This is a genomic window from Lysobacter sp. SCRH-1R, assembly GCF_057747855.1.
The window spans coordinates 1,578,071-1,592,347 of record NZ_CM173227.1; the positions used below are offsets into that span (position 1 = coordinate 1,578,071).

The following is a 14,277-nucleotide window of genomic DNA, read 5'->3' on the forward strand; positions in this document are numbered from 1 at the left end:
GAAGTCTCCAGTCGGCCCCGAATAGGAGGCCGACGCCGCCGAGTTCTCAGTTGAGGGTGTGTCCTTGCCTACGGTCATGCTGCCTTGCGATTAATCGTCACTACCTTTTCGCCGATATCCGCCCGCAAGGCATCCAGATAGTCTGCCCACTTCTGCACGGCCTTGCGGCGCTCGTCCAGGAACTGGGTGCGGTCATAGGCCTTCTGGATTTCGTCTTTCTTGGCGTGCGCGAGTTGCGCTTCCAGCACATCCACCGGGATGTTCAGCCGTTCGCGTGCGACAGTGCGAAACATGCCCCGAAAGCCATGCGTCGCATGCTTGCCTGCAAAACCCATTTTGCGAAGGGCGTTGCTTAGCGCGTCGCGGTGAAGGTGTGGTGTCGTCTGCTGATATAGGGCGGGGAATACGAATTGCTTGCCGTCGGTGTAGGCCTGCATTCCGCGCAGCGCTTCCACGGCCTGCATGGGCAAGGGAACGATATGCGCGTGCCGAGTCTTCATCTTGGCCGCGGGAATAGCCCACTCGCCGACGTCCAAATCGACTTCGGCCCATTCCATTCGCGCCACCGTGCCGGGGCGTTGCGCTGTTAGCATGGCTGCGGTCAGTGCCGCCCGCGTGACGGCGATCGGGTAATCAGCGACGGCCCTCACCAACTTGCGCACATCGGCCAGGTCCACAGCGGCAGGAATATGGCCCTTCTCGGCCTTGGGTAGTACGCCGCGCAGGGACAGCAGTCGGCCATCTTCGCGAAGCCCTTCGTGAATGGCGTAGTTCACGATTTGCCCAAGATAGCCCCGCGCCTTAGCGGCCAGGGAAGGGGGAATGCCGGCCAGCGCGTCGGCTGCCTGTTTCGTCGTCAACGTGGTAACGGACTGCCGGCGCAGGGCGGGGGATAGATAAGTGTCGATCACGTAGGCCGCCTTCCGGTGCGTCTCATCCGCCCAGCCGGGTTTCATCTTTGCAAGCCATGCCGTCGCCACGCCAGGGAAGGCCGAGCCGGCTATGCGCTTGGCGGCTGCTGTCTTTTCGGCCTTGGCTGCGCTAGGGTCAATGCCGTCCCTTAGCAGTGCGCGCGCCTTGGCGGCTCTGTCACGCGCTTCGGCGATGCTCACCTCAGGGAACGCACCGAAGGCTAAACGCTTTTCCTTGCCGGCGTAGCGGTACTTCATGCGCCACAGGCGCGATCCGCCGGCAGTTACTTCGACATACAAGCCACTGCCGTCGAAATGCTTGCCTAGCTTCGCATTCTTCACTGCTAGCGCCGTGAGCTTGCCTGATTCCTTCGCCATGCCATGCCCCCAGAATTGGGCACAACCCTGGAAGGGCGCCCATGCCCCCAATCATGCCCCCGCATGCCCCCGGATTCAACTAGACGGCTTTGGACGGTATTGCAATAAAAAACCCCGCTCTCGCGGGGTCTTTTGCGGGGCTTTTGGATTTCTCTGGAGTTCCTGAAATCCTGCGTTGGTGCCGGAAGTGGGACTCGAACCCACACGCTTTTAAGGGCGGCGGATTTTGAGTCCGCTGCGTCTACCGATTCCGCCATTCCGGCGCGGCCGTGCAGTATAGCCGAGGGGCGGGCTGGCGGCAGGGGTCAGAGGCCCAGGCCGCCGTAGCGGGCCATGGCGGCGGCGAAGACGAAGATCGCGGCGAGCAGGACCAGTTCGAAGCGGACGATGCCGCGCATGCGGGCGACTTCGGACGCATCGGGCAGGAAGATCGGGTTCGCCGCCAGCGCCTTGCGCCAGCGCAGGAAGCGCATCGTCGGCAGGATCGAGAGCAGGCCGACCAGCACGAACGCGCCCATCTTGGCGTGAAACCACGGGTTGTGCAGGTAGAAGTCGTGGCCCTTGACGCCGTAGACGACGCGCGCGATGCCAACCGCGATGAGGGCCATCGCGCAGATGCCGTAGCCCATGTCGAGGCCGGTCAGGCGCTGGAGCGTCTGGCGGTCGAGGGCGCCGCGCAGGAGCACGGATTCGGCCACCAGCATCGCGGCCAGTCCGAACACGAGGAGATGGTGCAGGGAAGCGAGGAGGAAGTCGGTCAGCACGTGCGCGCTCCAGGCGGAGGAAGCGCCAAAACTAAGCCGGCCGCGCGCCGCGGCCAAGGTGCCGGAGGTCAGTCATTCGATGAACCGCGACGGGTGCCCGCCGCGATCAGGCCGCTTCGTCGGTGCGCAGCGCCTTGGACACGCGCGAGAACCACTCGCCCTGGTCAGGAACGAAGGTCGCGCAGGCTTCCATCGGCGCCTTGTAGATGTGCAGCGAGACGGCCACCGCGTCGGTGCTGGCGTTGCGGATCGTGTGGTACTCGTGCGGCGGGATCAGGCTGCCGGCGCTGCCGGGGCCGGCGTGCATGCCGCCTGCGGCCCGGAAGCGGAAGCGGTCGCCGGCGCGCTCGAGCAGTTCGTACTGGGTGATTTCCAGCTCGCCGTCCCATACGCCTTCCACGCACCACAGGCCGCAGTGGTCGTGCACCGGCGTGCCCTGGCCGGGCCCCCAGGTCATCGCGACCACGCTGTAGCCGTGTTCCGGGCTGCGGTAGAGCTCGCGGCGCGCGTAGTGGTCGGCGATGGGCTGGTGGACGCAGGCGGGCAGCTGCACGTCGCGGTCGCGGATCATGCCGCACAGCGTGCTGCGCAGGGCCGCGGTGACCGCGTGTTCATCGCCGGCACCGACGGCGGCGTCGATGGCGGCGACCAGCTTTTCGTGGCCAGGGAAGGCGATTTCGGGCAGCGCGGCGGTGGCGTTCATGCCGCGATTCTACCGCGCGGCTCCGAACTCATTTCTTGCGTTGCATCAATCCGCGGCGTTACGAGGGTTTAACGCAACGAATCGAGGAAATCCGCGACCGCCGGCCCGAAGCGCGCGATGTCCACCAGGAACGCATCGTGCCCCTGCGGCGAGGGAAGCGGCAGGAACGTGGCGTCCGCGCCGCCCGCACGCAGGCCTTCGGCGATTTCCTCCTGCTGCTGCAGGGGGAAGAGGATGTCGGTGTGCACGCCGATCGCCAGCGCCTTCTCCACGCGGATGCTCGCCAGCCCCGCGCGCGTGTCGGCCTCGCCGTTCTGGCGCGAGGCGCAGTACTCGCCGATGTCGAACCAGTCCATCGACCGGCTGAGATAGAGGTAGCAGTTGGGATCGAACCGGCGCACGAAGCGGCGCGCGTGGCCTTCCAGGTAGCTTTCGACTTCGAACTCCAGGCCGAAGGGATCCTCGTCGGCGCGGTCCGAGTCCAGCCGCACGCGACCGAACCGGCCGTCCCATTCCAGTGCCGAGCGATAGGTGATCACGCCGAGCTTGCGCGCCATGCGCATGCCCGATTCGGGGTAGTGCGCGTCGTCGTAGCGGCCGTGGTTCCAGTTCGGATCGAGCCGGATCGCCTCGCGCTGCAGCGAGCGGATCGCGATGGAGAACGGCAGCGCCTTCGCCGCGCCGGAGATGTTGATGTGGTTGCGCGCCACCCCCGGGTGTCGCAGCAGGAACGCCAGCGCCGTCATGCCGCCCATCGAGTTGCCGATCAGGCAGGCGAGGCGATCGATGCCGAGTCCACGCACGAGATGCGCGGACGCGTCAGCGCCGTCCTCCACCGAAAGGTCCGGGAAATCCAGCCGGTACAACTCCCCCGTGCGGGGATCGATCGACGCCGGACCGGTCGAACCCTTGCAGCTGCCCAGCGAGTTCACGCAGATCACGAACCAGCGATCGGTGTCGATGGGCTTGCCGGGACCGAGCATCGCCTCCCACCAGCCCGGTTCCGGATTCCCGTCGTTGCTCGCGGCGTGCGCGTCGGGCGAGAGGCCGGTGACGATCAGTACGGCGTTGTCGCGCGCGTCGTTGAGCGTGCCCCAGGTTTCGTACGCGACGCGGGCGCCGTGCAGTTCGCCGCCGCGCTTCATCGCAAAGGGGGAGGGGAGATCGAACCAGCGGGTGCCGGGCGGGATGAATTCGGTCATGGGGCAAGCTTACCGAGCGCGATGGGCCGAGGGCATTACCGTTGCGCTTGCGGGCATGTCGGAAAATCCGCTTACCGGCGTCGGAAACATGCCGCCGGGAGTCCGCCCGCGAGCGTCACGGGCGAACGCTGTCGATCACCAGTTCGACCACGCCCGACTTGTCCGACACCCGCGCCTTCGCTTCCAGGTCGCCCGGCTGAGGCGTGGCATCGCCGCTGGCGGAAATGCGTGCCAGCACGTCGACCTTGTCGAGCTGCGACAACTTCATCGTCGGCATCGGGCTGTCGGCGTCGTCGAGCACGACCTCGCGCGGGAATTCCTGCGCCGGCAGCTTCTCGACCGCGACCGGCATCGGCGGGCCGCCGGCCTGGCGCGCGATCACGAACAGGCTCGCGTTCGCGGGCACCTTCGCAGCGAGTTCCGGCGCCACGGTGACCCTCACCTTCAGCCCGGCCGTTGAAGGCGTCGCGGCTGCGGCCTGCGGCAGCGGCGGCAATCCGGCCTCGGCGCGTGCCGCGTCGATCTGCGCGCGCAGCGGCACGGCCGCGGCGGCATCGACGATGGTCAGCAACGGCTCCCACGTACGCGCGGCTTCCGCCGGCTGCGCGGCCTGACGCTGGGCGATGCCGAGGAACCAGCGCGCACGCTGGTGCATGGGCTGCAGTTCGATCGCGCGGCGGAGCATGGCCACGCCTTCCGCATCGAAGCGGCGTTCCGGGGCGGCGAGGGCACGCATCTCGGCGGCTTCGGCGAGCAGGTCCGGATCGTCCGGCGCGAGCTTGATCGCGCGCCCGAGCGCGTCGGCGGCCTTCGCGCTGTCGCCCTGCGCGATGTACGCGCGGCCGAGCAGGCGCCAGCCTTCGACCTGGTTCGGGTCGCGCTGCAGCTCGGCTTCGAGCTTGGCGATGGCTTCCTCCAGCGTCCTGGGCATCTCGCGCTGCGCGTCGTCCAGCGCGGCGGGCGTGCCGATGGCGACGTAGGCCAGCGCGGTGGCGAACGTCAGTCCGGCGATCACGGCGATGCCGGCCATGCGCCGCGTGCGCCACAGCGGACGCAGCACGTAGGTCAGCGTCAGCACGGCCAGCACGAGGCCGGCGATCACGAAACCCCAGCTTGCACCGCTCATTACCACTCCTGCTCTTCGTTGCGCTCGTCAGCCGCCGATGCGGACGGACGCGGTCGGCGTCGCAGCACGCTGGCGACGATCACGCCGCCGGCCAGCAGCACCAGCGCCGGGCCGAACCACAGCAACCATGTCCTGCTTTCGACCTGCGGGCGGTACAGCACGAATTCGCCGTAGCGCGCGACGAGGAAATCCTTGATTTCCGCGTCGGTCCTGCCCTCGCGCATGAGTTCCAGCACTTCGCGGCGAAGATCCACCGCGATCTGCGCGTTGGAATCGGCCAGCGACTGGTTCTGGCACATCACGCAGCGCAGTTCGCTCACCAGCGCGTGGAAGCGCTTTTCCTCGGCCGTGTCGTTGAACGTCAGCGGCGTGGCGTCGGTGGCGACCTGCGCGAACACGCAGGCACTCGACAGCATCAGCGCGAAGGCCAGCAACACGGCGCGCATCACAGCGGCCGGTCCTTGCCGGACTGCGCGTCGATCTGCGCGAGCTTGGGCAGCAGTTCGCGCTCGATCACCGCGTCGGTGAGCGGGCCGACGTACTTCCAGCGGATCGTGCCGCCGGCGTCGACGAGGAAGGTTTCCGGCGCGCCGTAGATGCCCCAGTCGATCGCGGCCTTGCCGTCGTAGTCGGTGAGGACCATGAGGTACGGATTGCCGAACTGTTCCAGCCAGCGCAGCGCGTCGGCGTGTTCGTCCTTCCAGTTGAAGCCGATCACGCGCACGCGCTTGGTCTCGGCGAAACGCGTGAGCACCGGATGCTCGTCGCGACAGGCCGGGCACCAGCTGCCCCACACGTTCAACAGGTACGGTGCGCCGCGCAGGTCCCGGTCGGTGACCAGGCGCCCCGGTTCGTGCAGCACCGGCAGGCTGAACGCCGGCGCCGGCTTGCCGATCAGCGGCGAGGGCAGGGCGTCGCGATTGGGATTGCGGCTGAGCATCACGCCGGCGAAAAGCAGCACGCCGAGTGCGGCGACGACGATCAACGGGAGCCAGCGGGCCTTGTTCACGCATCGTCTCCATCGTTGTCGAAACTGGCATCGGGGCCGCCGGCGTTACGCTTGTGCCATTCGTGTTCCCAGAACGCCGAACCATCCGCGGCGGCAAGTGGCGTGGCCGCCGGTTGGAGCACCGGTTCTTTCGCTGCGACGGCGCGCGCGCGGAAACGCCGATCTGTCGCCGTCACGAACCCGCCCAGCATCATCAGCAGCGCGCCGGCCCAGATCCAGCGCACGAACGGCTTGATGTGCACGCGCAGCGCCCACGCATCGTTGCCGAGTGGCTCGCCCAGCGCGACGTAGAGGTCACGCGTGACGCCGCGCGCGATGGCGGCTTCGGTCATTACCTGGCCGCCGCTCGCGTAGGCGCGCTTTTCGGGATGCATGACGGTAAGCGGTCGGCCGTTCTCGAAGACGGTGACGGTGCCGCGGTCGGCTTCGTAGTTCGGTCCCTGCGAATGCGTTGCGCCGTCGAAGCGGAAGGAATAGCGGCCCAGTTCGACCGTTTGCCCCGGCGCGACGGCGAGCTCGCGCTGCGTGGTGAGGCCTTCGGTCAGCAGCGCGCCGACCAGGAACACGGCGACGCCGAAATGCGCCAGCGTCATGCCGAGCATTTCCGCGGTGAAGCGCTGGCCCGTGGTCTGGCTGCGCACGCGCGTCCACACGAAACGCGCGGTGCCGAACAGCACCCACGCCGCGCCGAGCACGCCGGCGGCGACCTTCACCGGTCCCTGCGGCGCCATGAAATACGCGATGACGGCGAGGGCGATCGCGAGCCCCGCCCACGGCAACAGCATCGCCAGCGGCTTCGAGACCTGCTCGCGCTGCCAGCGGGTGATCGGGCCGAACGGCAGCAGCAGCACCAGCGGCGCCATCAGCAGCACGAACATCAGCGCGAAATATGGTGGGCCGACGGAAATCTTGCCCAGTTCCAGCGCATCGGCGAGCAGCGGATACAGCGTGCCCAGCAGCACCATCGCGCACGCGGTGGACAGCAGCAGGTTGTTGGCCAGCAGCAGCGTTTCGCGCGAGAACAGTTCGAACGGTTTGCCGGCGTCGTCCGACGACGGCGCCTTCAACGCGTACAGCAGGAGCGACCCGCCGACGACGATGCCGAGGAAGATCAGGATGAACAGTCCGCGCGCCGGATCGGCCGCGAACGCATGGACGCTGGTCAGCACGCCCGAACGCACCAGGAACGTGCCCAGCAGCGACAGCGAGAACGTGGCGATGGCGAGCAGCAGCGTCCAGCCGCGGAAGCTGCCGCGTTTTTCGGTCACCGCCTGCGAATGCAGCAGCGCGGCGCCGGCGAGCCACGGCATGAAGCTCGCGTTCTCGACCGGATCCCAGAACCACCAGCCGCCCCAGCCGAGCTCGTAATACGCCCACCACGAACCCAGCGCGATGCCGAGCGTCAGGAACGCCCAGGCGACGTTCGTCCACGGACGCGTCCAGCGCAGCCAGCGTGCGTCGATCTTTCCGTCGAGCAGCGCGGCGATCGCGAACGCGAACGGCACCGCGAAGCCCACGTAACCCAGGTACAGCATCGGCGGATGGATGATCATCCCCGGGTCCTGCAGCAGCGGGTTGAGATCGCGACCTTCGGCGGCGGCGGGCAGCAGGCGCAGGAACGGGTTGCTGGTGAAGATCAGGAACGCGAGGAAGCCCGCGCTCACCAGGCCCATGACGCCGAGCACGCGTGCGATGACCGGTTCCGGAAGGCTGCGCGAGAAGCGCGCGACCGCTCCGGTCCAGGCCGCCAGAATGAGCGCCCACAGCAGCAGCGAGCCTTCGTGCGCGCCCCACACCGCGGTGTAGCGGTACATCAGCGGCAGCAGGGAGTTGCTGTTCTCGGCGACGTAGCGCAGCGAGAAGTCCTGCGTCACGAAGCCGTGCGTGAGGATCAGGAATGCCAGCGCGACCAGCGCGAGCTGCGCGTAGGCCGCCGGCCGCGCGATCGCCATCCACGGCGCGACGCCGCGCTGCGCGCCGGCCAGCGGCATCGCCGCCTGCAGCACCGACACCAGCAGCGCGAGGATCAGCGCGACCTGCCCGATTTCGCCCAGCACTTACTTGGCTTCCTGCGAGGTGGGCGCCGCGCCGCCGGGCGCCGCGACGTCGTGCTTCCTGTGCGCCATGCCCATCTTGTCGGCGACTTCCTTCGGCATGTAGTTCTCGTCGTGCTTGGCGAGGATTTCCTCGGCCACGAACACCTCGCCCTGCATGCGGCCGGTCGCGACGACGGCCTGCTTCTCGCGGAACAGGTCCGGGAGGATGCCGGTGTATTTCACCGGCATCTGCGCATCGCCGTCGGTCACGCGGAAGGTGGCGTCCAGCGAACCGGGCGCGCGCTGGAACGAATCGGCGGCGACCATGCCGCCCAGGCGGAAGCGTGCCTGCCCGCCGGCTTCGCCGCGCAGCACTTCGCTGGGCGTGTAGAGGTAGGCGATGTTGCGCTGCAGGGCCATCGCGACCAGCGCGGTGGCGATGCCGGCGGCCACGACCAGGGCGATGACCCAGAGCAGGCGGCGGCGACGGACGGGATTCATGCGGAAAGCACTCTCGAACGGAATTCGGCTAACGGGTCAGTTCGGCGTCGCGGCCGGGGCGCGCGGCTTCGCGCGCGGCACGCAGGCGGGCGCCGCGCAGCTCGCGGCGGATCTGCAGCTTCGTGCTGGCGAAGTCCCAGCCCAGCACGATCACGAACACGGCGTAGGCGGCGATGACGTAGTTGAGGTAGGTCATGCGCGGTTCCCCCCGGCAAGATCGGCGACCCACGCCTTGCCGCTCTCGCGACGCAGGTTGTCGGCGCGCGCACGCGCGAGCAGGGCACCGATGAACCACAGCTTGGTGCCGACGATCATCCAGACCAGCGGGCCCATCATGCTCGAATCCATGCTCGATTCGCCGAACACGCGGATCGTCTGCCCCTGGTGCAGCGAGTTCCACCACACCACCGAGTAGCGGATCACCGGCAGCAGCGCGACGCCGACGATCGCGAGCAGCCCGGCGGCACGCGCGGCGGCGCGGCGGTCGTCGATCGCGTTGTAAAGGCCGATCACGCCCAGGTACAGGAACAGCAGGATCAGCTCCGTCGTCAGGCGCGGGTCCCAGTCCCACCACGTGCCCCACATCGGCTTGCCCCAGATGGCGCCGGTGAGCAGGGTGATCAGGGTGAAGGCGGCGCCGATCGGCGCGCAGGCCATCGCCAGGATCTCGCACAGCTTGATCCGCCACACCAGTGCGATGGCCGCGTACAGCGCCATCAGGCCGAACACCGCCATGCTCATCCACGCGCTGGGCACGTGGATGTAGAGGATGCGGAAGCTGTCGCCCTGCTGGTAATCGGCCGGGACCTGGAACAGCGCGCCGTACAGGCCCCACGCCATCACCAGCAGGCCGAGCCCGTAACTCCAGGGCGCCCAGCGCGCGGCGAAGCGGTCGAAGTAGGGCGGCGAACCGAGTTTGTGGAACCAGCGGATGATCGGGTTCATCAGTTTCTCTGCACACGTCCGGCCGGACGGCCGGGCAGTGGCGGGTTTGCGGCGGATTGTCGCGTCGGCCGGAAAGGCGGCCTTGATCTGGCTCAAAGCTCCGTGCGTCGTGCCGATCGGCAGGTCAGCTCAGTGCGATGCGGATCGCCGCAGCCGCGGCCAGCGGGGCCAGGACCAGCGCCACCGCCAGTCCGGCTCCGAGCAGCAGCAGCGCCCCGATCGGATCCAGCCCCTGCGCCGAGGCAGCCACGCTGCCCGCGCCGAACACCAGCACCGGCACGTACAACGGCAGCGCCAGCAAGGCCACGAGTATACCGGAGCGCCGCATCCCGACCGTCAGGGCGGCGACCACCGCGCCGATGAGGCTCAGCAGCGGCGTGCCGAGCGCCAGCGACGTCATCAGCACGCCCAGCTGGTCGCGCGGCAGGTACAGCAGTTCGCCCAGGAAAGGCGCGGCGATCAGCAGCGGCAACGCGGTCGTCGCCCAGTGCATGAACGTGCGTACCCCGACCAGCCACGCCAGCGGGACCGGCGCTAGCATCCATTGCTCCAGCGAGCCGTCCTCGGCGTCGCCACGGAACAGCGTGTCCAGCGACAGCAAACCAGCCAGCAGCACCGCCAGCCAGAGCACGGCGGCGGCGACCTGCGACAGGGCGGTCTTCTCGCCGCCCAGCGCGAGCGCGAACAGGACCACCACCAGCAGCGCGAACAGCGCCGGTTGCAGCGCATCGCCGCGTCGGCGCCAGAGCAGCCGGAGGTCACGGACGAACAGGGCGCGTGCGGCCCCGGCCAGGCTGGGCGAGGTGGACGCGGTCATGCGACGCCCCCCTTGTTCAGCACCAGCATGCGCGTGCGCACCGGCGGGGCGGCGTAGGCGCCGTGGGTGGTGACCAGCGCCGCGCCGCCTTCGCGCAGGTGCGCCTGGACCATGCGGTTCACCAGTTCGATGCCTTCCAGGTCGAGGTTCGCGTACGGCTCGTCGAGCAGCCACAGCGGTGCCGGCGACATCCACAGCCGCGCCAGCGACAACCGCTTCTTCTGCCCGGCCGAGAGCTGGCGGGCCAGGGCGTCCTCGTAGCCGGCCAGGCCGACGATCGCCAGCGCGTTCTCCGGCAGCTGCGCGCGGCGGCGGCCCTGAAGACCGCAGAGGAAGTCGAGGTTTTCCAGCGCGCTCAGGTCGGCCTTCAGGCCCGGAAGATGGCTGAGATAGGCGATCGCACGGGCCCGTCGGGCGTGGCCGGCGGGCTCGCCATCGAGGTCGATCGCGCCGCCATCGGCCCGGAGCAGGCCGGCGAGCACGCGCAGCAGCGTGGTCTTGCCGGCGCCGTTGTCGCCCTGGACGAGCAGCGCCTCGCCGGCATCGACGCTGAAATCCAGCGGGCCGAACACCGGTTCGTCGTTGCGCGCGAAGCGCAGGCCGCGGGCGGCCAGCAGCGGCGGGGCGGGGCGGTCGTTGGGCGTCATCGGGAAGGCTGGGCGCAGGCGCCGCAAGGGGCGGCCATTCTATGCGGTTCGCGAAAGATGCCGCTTGCCGTGACGGGGTGCCTCGCGGCAGCCGGGCGGTTGTAGGCCGGGCAAGCCAAGCGCACCGGGGGCCATCAAGCTCGGACGAAAGCGCTGTCGGGGCCCACACCCCTCACGCCGGAATCCACTCGGTATGCGCGACCTCATCCCCCACCGGCCGCGGCGCCAACATCCTCAACCGCACCGGCTCGCCGGCTTCCCAGTCCAGCACGCCGGCCTGGCCGAACTCCTGCGCCAGCCGCAGCACCGCGCTTTCGTCCAGCCCCGCGACCAGCCAGCCCGGCTCGCGCCAGCGGCCGGCGGAATCCTGCGCCCAGCCGGCGTGCCGGCTGGCGCCGAGCGTGTCGAGTTGCGCGACCAGCAGCGCATCGGCCGCTTCGTTGGCCGCGTCCGAGCGCGGCTCCGAAGCCGGATTCCACGCGGTGATGAACGAATAGCGCGACGCCGGGACATACGCTTCCAGGTCCCGCGCGGGCTCGCCCACGCGCAGCGGCAGGGGATCGCCGTCCAGCACGACCACGTACTCCGCTGCGGCGTAGGCGGTGGCGAGCTCGGCGGCGTCGACGATTCGCAACTCATGCATGCGCCCAAGTGTCCACGGCGACCATGACCGGCGCAATGCAGCCGGCCGGCGGAGGCGCAGATGAGCGTTCGTCATGACGCCGCCGGGCCCGCGTCCTTACACTTGGCGGCCCCACACTCCGACGTCGAGTTCCGCCCGCGATGACCCTGCAAACCAAACTGCCGAAGGTCGGCACGACCATCTTCACCGTGATGTCGCAGCTCGCGATGGAGCACGACGCGGTCAACCTCGGCCAGGGCTTCCCGGACTTCAACGTGCCCGAGCGCCTGATCGAAGCGCTCGACCGCGCCATGCGCGAGGGCAGGAACCAGTACGCGCCGATGACCGGCATTCCGGCGCTGCGCCAGGCGATCGCCGCGAAGACCGAACGCTGCTACGGCCATCGCCCCGATGCGGATACCGAAGTGACGGTCGTTTCCGGCGCGAGCGAGGCGATCTTCGATGCGGTCGCCGCGGTGGTGCGGCCGGGCGAGGAAGTGATCGTGCTCGATCCCTGCTACGACTCCTACGAGCCGGCGATCGACCTGGCCGGCGCACGCGCGGTGCACGTGCCGCTGGATCCGGAAACCTTCGCGCCCGACTGGCAGGCGATCCGCGCCGCGGTCACGCCGAACACGCGCCTGCTGATGATCAACTCGCCGCACAATCCGTCCGGCGCGATGTTCACCGGAAGCGACATCGAACAGCTCGCCGCGCTGCTGCGCGACACGAACCTGTGGCTGCTGTCGGACGAGGTGTACGAGCACATCGTGTTCGACGGCCGCCGTCATGAATCCGTGCTGCGCTATCCGGAACTGCGCGAGCGCGCGTTCGTCGTGTCCAGCTTCGGCAAGACGTACCACTGCACCGGCTGGAAGGTCGGTTACTGCATCGCGCCGCCGCTGCTGTCGGCCGAGCTGCGCAAGGTGCACCAGTACAACACCTTCTGCACGTTCGCTCCGGCGCAGTGGGCGTTCGCGGAAATGATCGAAGCCGATCCCGCGCATTACGAACAACTCGGCGCGTTCTACGAAGCCAAGCGCGACCGCTTCCGCGAGCAGCTGCTCACCACGCGCCTGAAGCCGCTGCCGGTGCCGGGCGGCTATTTCCAGCTGGTCGATTACTCCGATGTCAGCGACCGCGACGATGCCGACTTCTGCCGCTGGCTGACGGTGGAGAAGGGTGTCGCCGCGATCCCGTTGTCGCCGTTCTACGAATCGCCGCCGGCGGGCCAGCGCCTGGCGCGGTTGTGCTTCGCGAAGAACGAGGCGACGCTGGACAAGGCGATCGAACGGTTGCAGAAGTTGTAGCGGCACGCGCGGTCATTCGCGCGAAGGCGGGAATCCAGGCGTCCGGCGCGTCATGCCTTCCTACGGGCGTGATACGTCCGGAAACCGGATCCCCGCCTTCGCGGGGATGACGGCAAACAACAACATCCATCTCCTGGCGAACCCATGAACGACCTCCGCGTCACCCTCGTCCAAGGCGACACCCGCTGGCACGATCCGGCCGGCAATCGCGATTACTACGGCCGCCTGATCGCGCCCCTGCGCGGTGCGACGGATCTGGTGATCCTGCCGGAGACGTTCACCAGCGGCTTCTCCAACGAGGCCATCGGCAGCGCCGAGACGATGCAGGGCGCCACCGTGGAATGGATCCGCGAACAGGCCGCGCGCCTGGACGCCGCCGTGACCGGCAGCGTGCAGCTGCGCGACGGCGAGGGCGTCTACAACCGCCTGCTGTTCGCCACGCCGGACGGCGCGATCAGCACCTACGACAAGCGCCACCTGTTCCGCTACGCGCGCGAACACGAACGCTATGCGGCGGGGCGCGATCGCCTCACGCTCGACTGGCGCGGCTGGCGCATCTGCCCGCTGGTCTGCTACGACCTGCGCTTCCCGGTGTTCTCGCGCAATCGCTTCGACGTCGAGCGGCCGGGACAGCTCGATTTCGACCTGATGATCTTCGTCGCCAACTGGCCGTCGGCGCGCGCGTACCCGTGGAAGACGCTGCTGCGCGCGCGTGCGATCGAGAACCTGTGTTACGTCGCGGCGGTGAACCGCGTCGGCACCGACGGCAACGGCCTGCATTACGCAGGCGACAGTGCGGTGATCGATTACGTCGGCCAGCCGGTGACCGAATGCGCCGACGTCGAAACCGTCGTCACCGTGACCCTGTCGGCGGTGGACCTCGCCGCGCATCGCGAGCGTTTCCCGGCGATGCTGGACGCGGATGCGTTCGAGCTGCGCTGAGCGCCGCCTGCCCTTGTAGCCCGGGAAGCGAAGCGCAACCGGGGAAGTGCTTGCACGTTCATGCGTGAGTGAGCCCGGGTGCGCTGCGCTTGCCCGGGCTGCAAACGCGCGCATCCCCCAGTCACGCTTGCCGCGCCGATTCCATGAATCGCGCCGATACGCACCGCGTGAACTCCGTCTTGACATCACTGAACCGTGCGCGGCTTCGCAATTGGCGGCGTCCTTTCGCCTGTTCATGAAACGGGTTGTTAACGATTGCCGTGTCATTGATTACCGCACCTCAACAACGACACGTCGCAACACCCCGCGCGCCCCGCGCACAGAACAACACCACAAACGTTCCAAACGCGCCCGCGCTCGACTT

At 68.4% G+C, this 14,277-nt stretch carries 15 protein-coding genes, 1 tRNA gene and 1 pseudogene; 2 read left to right on the plus strand and 15 right to left on the minus strand.

Features of this window, described 5'->3' with window-relative positions; genetic code table 11:
* Positions 1–74: 74 nt before the first annotated feature.
* From AC3ANK_RS07205 to AC3ANK_RS07275, 15 genes and pseudogenes are all read right to left on the minus strand, one after another.
* Entirely contained in the window at positions 75–1,289 is a 1,215-nt protein-coding gene (locus AC3ANK_RS07205; protein WP_484172567.1) for a tyrosine-type recombinase/integrase, read from the minus strand.
* Between the two features lie 176 nt (positions 1,290–1,465).
* A tRNA-Leu gene (locus AC3ANK_RS07210) sits at positions 1,466–1,552 on the minus strand.
* Between the two features lie 42 nt (positions 1,553–1,594).
* Positions 1,595–2,053, minus strand: coding sequence for a DUF2214 family protein (locus AC3ANK_RS07215; RefSeq protein WP_206859108.1), 459 nt, complete (start codon positions 2,051–2,053; stop codon positions 1,595–1,597).
* 106 nt (positions 2,054–2,159) lie between these two features.
* Positions 2,160–2,756: a cysteine dioxygenase family protein gene (locus AC3ANK_RS07220; protein ID WP_206859107.1), complete on the minus strand. Its 597-nt coding sequence runs from the start codon at positions 2,754–2,756 to the stop codon at positions 2,160–2,162.
* Positions 2,757–2,824: 68 nt separating this feature from the next.
* Positions 2,825–3,958, minus strand: a complete 1,134-nt coding sequence (metX, locus tag AC3ANK_RS07225) for a homoserine O-acetyltransferase MetX (RefSeq protein ID WP_484172568.1) — start codon at positions 3,956–3,958, stop codon at positions 2,825–2,827.
* A gap of 115 nt (positions 3,959–4,073) precedes the next feature.
* Positions 4,074–5,084 carry a tetratricopeptide repeat protein gene (locus tag AC3ANK_RS07230; protein WP_484172569.1) on the minus strand — a complete coding sequence of 337 codons (1,011 nt, stop codon included), beginning with the start codon at positions 5,082–5,084 and terminating at the stop codon, positions 4,074–4,076.
* Positions 5,084–5,533, minus strand: coding sequence for a cytochrome c-type biogenesis protein (locus AC3ANK_RS07235; RefSeq protein ID WP_484172570.1), 450 nt, complete (start codon positions 5,531–5,533; stop codon positions 5,084–5,086). Before AC3ANK_RS07235 ends, AC3ANK_RS07230 begins: the two co-directional genes overlap by 1 nt.
* The gene (locus tag AC3ANK_RS07240; RefSeq protein ID WP_242524958.1) at positions 5,530–6,024 is read right to left on the minus strand and encodes a DsbE family thiol:disulfide interchange protein; all 495 of its coding nucleotides are present in this window, start codon (positions 6,022–6,024) and stop codon (positions 5,530–5,532) included. Before AC3ANK_RS07240 ends, AC3ANK_RS07235 begins: the two co-directional genes overlap by 4 nt.
* 218 nt (positions 6,025–6,242) lie before the next feature.
* Positions 6,243–8,150 (minus strand): annotated as a pseudogene (locus AC3ANK_RS07245) (heme lyase CcmF/NrfE family subunit); the annotation flags it as partial.
* Positions 8,151–8,630: a cytochrome c maturation protein CcmE gene (gene ccmE / locus AC3ANK_RS07250; protein ID WP_206859095.1), complete on the minus strand. Its 480-nt coding sequence runs from the start codon at positions 8,628–8,630 to the stop codon at positions 8,151–8,153.
* A gap of 28 nt (positions 8,631–8,658) precedes the next feature.
* Positions 8,659–8,826 (minus strand): heme exporter protein CcmD, encoded by a 168-nt coding sequence (gene ccmD / locus AC3ANK_RS07255; RefSeq protein ID WP_206859093.1) that lies wholly within the window; start codon positions 8,824–8,826, stop codon positions 8,659–8,661.
* Positions 8,823–9,575, minus strand: coding sequence for a heme ABC transporter permease CcmC (ccmC, locus tag AC3ANK_RS07260; RefSeq protein ID WP_484172571.1), 753 nt, complete (start codon positions 9,573–9,575; stop codon positions 8,823–8,825). The genes ccmD and ccmC overlap by 4 nt, the downstream gene beginning before the upstream one ends.
* 124 nt (positions 9,576–9,699) lie before the next feature.
* Positions 9,700–10,392, minus strand: coding sequence for a heme exporter protein CcmB (gene ccmB / locus AC3ANK_RS07265; RefSeq protein WP_484172572.1), 693 nt, complete (start codon positions 10,390–10,392; stop codon positions 9,700–9,702).
* Positions 10,389–11,039: a heme ABC exporter ATP-binding protein CcmA gene (gene ccmA, locus AC3ANK_RS07270; protein WP_206859083.1), complete on the minus strand. Its 651-nt coding sequence runs from the start codon at positions 11,037–11,039 to the stop codon at positions 10,389–10,391. The genes ccmB and ccmA overlap by 4 nt, the downstream gene beginning before the upstream one ends.
* 172 nt (positions 11,040–11,211) lie before the next feature.
* On the minus strand, positions 11,212–11,682 hold the full coding sequence (locus AC3ANK_RS07275) for a DUF3293 domain-containing protein (protein WP_206859082.1): 471 nt from the start codon (positions 11,680–11,682) through the stop codon (positions 11,212–11,214).
* A gap of 140 nt (positions 11,683–11,822) precedes the next feature.
* Here AC3ANK_RS07275 and AC3ANK_RS07280 point away from each other — a divergent pair, with 140 nt between their 5' ends.
* Complete coding sequence (locus tag AC3ANK_RS07280; protein ID WP_206859081.1) at positions 11,823–12,971, plus strand: pyridoxal phosphate-dependent aminotransferase; 1,149 nt, start codon at positions 11,823–11,825, stop codon at positions 12,969–12,971.
* Between the two features lie 144 nt (positions 12,972–13,115).
* A complete protein-coding gene (locus AC3ANK_RS07285) occupies positions 13,116–13,913 on the plus strand; it encodes an amidohydrolase (RefSeq protein ID WP_484172573.1) in 798 nt (265 codons plus the stop codon).
* Positions 13,914–14,277 lie beyond the last annotated feature (364 nt).